The sequence below is a fragment of the Aeromonas sp. R3-1 genome, from assembly GCF_040908345.1.
In the GTDB taxonomy this organism is placed as follows: domain Bacteria; phylum Pseudomonadota; class Gammaproteobacteria; order Enterobacterales; family Aeromonadaceae; genus Aeromonas; species Aeromonas veronii.
On sequence record NZ_JBFODN010000231.1, the window covers coordinates 1 to 3,545 of the forward strand.

The 3,545-nt window shown below is 59.4% G+C and carries 3 protein-coding genes and 1 pseudogene; 3 read left to right on the top strand and 1 reads right to left on the bottom strand.

The features are described 5' to 3' along the window. The 3 genes from AB5Y85_RS14965 to AB5Y85_RS14975 form a co-directional block, all read left to right on the top strand. A partial coding sequence (locus AB5Y85_RS14965; protein WP_368221690.1) for an IS3 family transposase occupies positions 1-217 on the top strand: 217 nt, incomplete at its 5' end. A 276-nt stretch (positions 218-493) separates the two neighbouring features. Beyond that, entirely contained in the window at positions 494-1,045 is a 552-nt protein-coding gene (locus AB5Y85_RS14970) for a lipoprotein (protein WP_101529914.1), read from the top strand. 195 nt (positions 1,046-1,240) lie between these two features. Next, positions 1,241-3,238, top strand: coding sequence for a hypothetical protein (locus AB5Y85_RS14975; RefSeq protein WP_257688145.1), 1,998 nt, complete (start codon positions 1,241-1,243; stop codon positions 3,236-3,238). Positions 3,239-3,322: 84 nt separating this feature from the next. Here AB5Y85_RS14975 and glgC read toward each other — a convergent pair. Then, positions 3,323-3,545 (bottom strand): annotated as a pseudogene (glgC, locus tag AB5Y85_RS14980) (glucose-1-phosphate adenylyltransferase); the annotation flags it as partial.

Here is a 3,545-nt window from a genome sequence, read left to right on the forward strand (position 1 = left end):
GAACTGCTTCGACAATGCCCCGATAGAAAGCTTCTGGGGGTCTCTTAAAAATGAACTGGTTCACCACCATAGATTCAAGACGAGAGCGGAGGCCAGGGCAGCGATTCAGGAATACATAGAGATTTTTTACAACCGCCAGCGTCGGCATTCACGACTTGGCAATGTCAGCCCGGCGGAGTTTAACAAGAGGTATTGGAGAACTGCTCAGGCTGCTTGATCCGGGACTGTCCGATCTTGTCAGGACACCTCATCCCTCGGTCAATGGGATTTTCATGACACCAGACATTGGGCTCTTGCTGTGGTGATGGCCTATGGGGAATCGACCCCGCCCTTCCTGCCTCTCTACGCAAGATTGCTTGTCTGGAGACATTGACATGGCCCCAGACGGGGCTGCAACAAGAAAGGGATGAGGATGTTCACGCTGGCAGCGCACGCCGTTTCCTCCTAAGATGGCGCCATCTTGATGACCCAAGTCCCAACCACGGAACCAATCATGTTAAAGCACCTGTTTTTGCTCCCCTTCTGCCTGCTGCTGGGAGCCTGCTCCCTGACCCAGTACAACGTCAGCGAGGCCGAAATCAACCAGTACCTCAAGGATCAGGTCTCTTTTGAAAAACAGCTGGGGATCCCCGGCATCATGTCGAGCAAGATCCGCCTGGACGAGATGCAGAGCCGTATCGGCCGCAAACAAGCAGATCGCATCGAGCTGGACGCCGCTGGCGACCTGCAGGTGAGCAGCCCCCTTGGCAGCCAGCAGATGAAGATCCGCGTTGCTTTGAGCGCCCGTCCGGACTATGTAGCCGATCAAGGCGCCATCTATCTGCGCGACCTTGAGCTGGTCTCGGTGAAGACCGAGCCGGCCGATATCGGGGCCGCCCTCACCCCGCTGCTGCCCACCTTCAATCAGTCGCTCTCCCTGTTCCTGTCGCAAACGCCGGTCTACCGCCTCGACAGCAGCCGCAAGAACGAAGCCAGGATCAAGGAGAAGGTCGAAGCCCTCAAGGTAGAGCCGGGCCGTCTGGTCATCCCGTTCAAGCTGCTCTGATCCCCACCGCACTGGCACTTTCAGCGCAATAAACAGATAACCGTCCTCTTCGACAGCGCACATCCGGTTTAACGTGCAGCCGAATGGGGCGGTTTTTTACTTCTCAAGTCCCCGCCAACACAGCATAATGCAGACCATTCTCATTTAGATTCGTCATGAGAAGCGTCAATAATAAAACCAATGGTGAGAAGGGACATGAGAAAAACCGTACTGGTTCAGGCGATCGCCTGCGCACTGATCAGCGGCGCCGCACACGCTGCCGTCAAAGTCGAAGACAAGACATTCAATACCGCCGCCAACATGCTGGCCTATACCGAATTCGAGCTCTCCGGTGAGCCGCAGGCCGAAGCGCTGGGGCTGGATCTGGATGTGCTGGATGCCAACCGTGCCGATGAGCCGACCCCGTTCGACTTCGCTGCCGGCATCGAATCCTACGAATACTCCGAAGAGGCGATGTACGCCCTCAACTACCAATCCGGCATGGGCCCGCATCTGGTGAACGGGCCGCAAAACCTAGCTCGTGGTGGCACCATGGCCTCTCTGGGGCAACGAGTGCTGGCCATGGCCGATGCCGTTGGCTTCCCGGCCGATGAAGTGCCGCAGGGCATGTATCCCCTCTCCCTGCCCTATGCCTCCGCCAATCCGGAGTTTGCCCAGGCCGTCAACGCCACCCCGGTCAATGGCGACCAGATCACCATCAAGACAGCCAAAGGGACCGAGAAAAACGTCAAGACCCAGGTGCCAGCCTACTTCCGCGACTACAGCACCCTGCGCTGGAGCGGCAGCGACAACCTGCTGGTGCCCGCAGCGGTGGGCGGCATCCTGCTCAAAGAGGTGATGTGGTCGCAAGACTTCCTCGGCGGCATGCACGTGGCCGAGACCGATGAAGAGGTAGAAGCCGCCTCCGCCACCATGGATCAGGATGGCAAACACAAGCTGGGCGTCTCTGCCGCCGATGGCTTCAACGGCATGATGCTGACCGAGCAATCCATCGACAAGCTGGCCATCATGCAGAACAAGCTTGGCTTCGATGGCAAACAACTGGGCGCCAAGATCACCCCGCAGTACGATCCGGCCAAGGGCGTGATTTACTTCCCCCATCAGGTGAAAGTGACCGAAACCAGCAACAACGATGCCGGTGCCATCGGCAAGCTGGAGGTGGTGGATGGTTCCGCCCAGCTGCGCGATGCCTGGATGATGCTGTGGCCGCTCTCCGAGTTCTATGCCTTCAGCGATCAGCGCAGCGCCAACACCAACCAGAACCCGGCCTTCCACGCCGTGTTTGACGGCGAGCCGTTTGCCGCCGCACCGGCTGCCAACAAGGCCAATGACTTGGGCAAAGCCGTCGCGGGCAGCGATGCCTTCTCGCTGGCGATCAATCTCTCCAACCTCACCTTCAAGAACCTGGCCGCCCTGCACTTTGATGCCAAGGCTGGCACTCTGGTCGACAGCTGGCAGGCAGGCAAACAGGGCAAGCACGTCACCACCTTTGACGCTGCTTACGCACTGGTCGCCCTGCAGATATTCCAGCGAGCTCAGGATGCGCTGCCGGTCGGTTACGCCGCAGGTGACAATGGCGAGCTGAACCTCAAGACCAAGCAGGGTCAAGAGGCGCTCGACTTGATCCGCAAACAGGCCGATTTCATCCTTGCCAACCTCAAGGGCAAAAATGGTCTGGTGCATGACGGCATCACCCTGGGTGGCAAGCTCGATGCCGGCCACTCCATCGATGCACAGTTCGCCGCCATCCGTGGTCTGACCGCTGCGTTCCTCGCTACCTCCGATGCCAAGTACCGCACTGCCGCCCGCGAGCTGTTTATCGCTGCCGACAAGGCCTACTTCAATGCCAAGGCGGGCACCTGGCTGGCGGGTAAACAGGGTGAATACACTCCCTGGACCCAGGCTGCCATCTCCGGCGCCCTGCGCTCTGCCATGCTGAACCTGCGCAACGAAGGGGTCGAGAAGGCGCCCGAGCTGGAGCTGGCCAAGCTGACCGGTCAGTACGTTAGCTGGTTCCGTGGCACCGTCAACGGTGGCATGCAGATGGCCGAGTGGATCGGTGACTCCGGCGAGAACATCATCGAAGGTGCCGGCAGCGACACCGATGAAGATGGCGTACCGCAAGTGACCGCTGCCGGTGGCAAGCACGGCACCGCCATGGTGATGGCTGCTAAAGCGGTGGTTAGCGAGTAATCCTCGCCATTCACCAGCATGAAAAAGGGAGCCAAATTGGCTCCCTTTGCATTACAGCGTCTGACACAGTTTCAAGGGCCTTCCTCAAACCAGCTTGTCCAGCATCTCCTTGGTCACCAGCACAATCCCCTGCTCGGAGCGGTAGAAGCGGCGGCTATCCTCATCGGCATTCTCGCCCACCACCAGCCCATCGGGCAGCACACATCCCTTGTCCACCACCACCCGGCGCAGACGGCAACCGGCGCCAATCTCGACCCCAGGGAAGATGATGGCCTGGTCCAGGGTGCAGAAGGAGTGCACCCGCACA

What these genes read in the sequence shown, in the direction of transcription:
- AB5Y85_RS14970 (WP_101529914.1), top strand. Translation starts at nt 494, where the DNA reads ATGTTAAAGCACCTGTTTTTGCTCCCCTTCTGCCTGCTGCTGGGAGCC.
- AB5Y85_RS14975 (WP_257688145.1), top strand. Translation starts at nt 1,241, where the DNA reads ATGAGAAAAACCGTACTGGTTCAGGCGATCGCCTGCGCACTGATCAGC.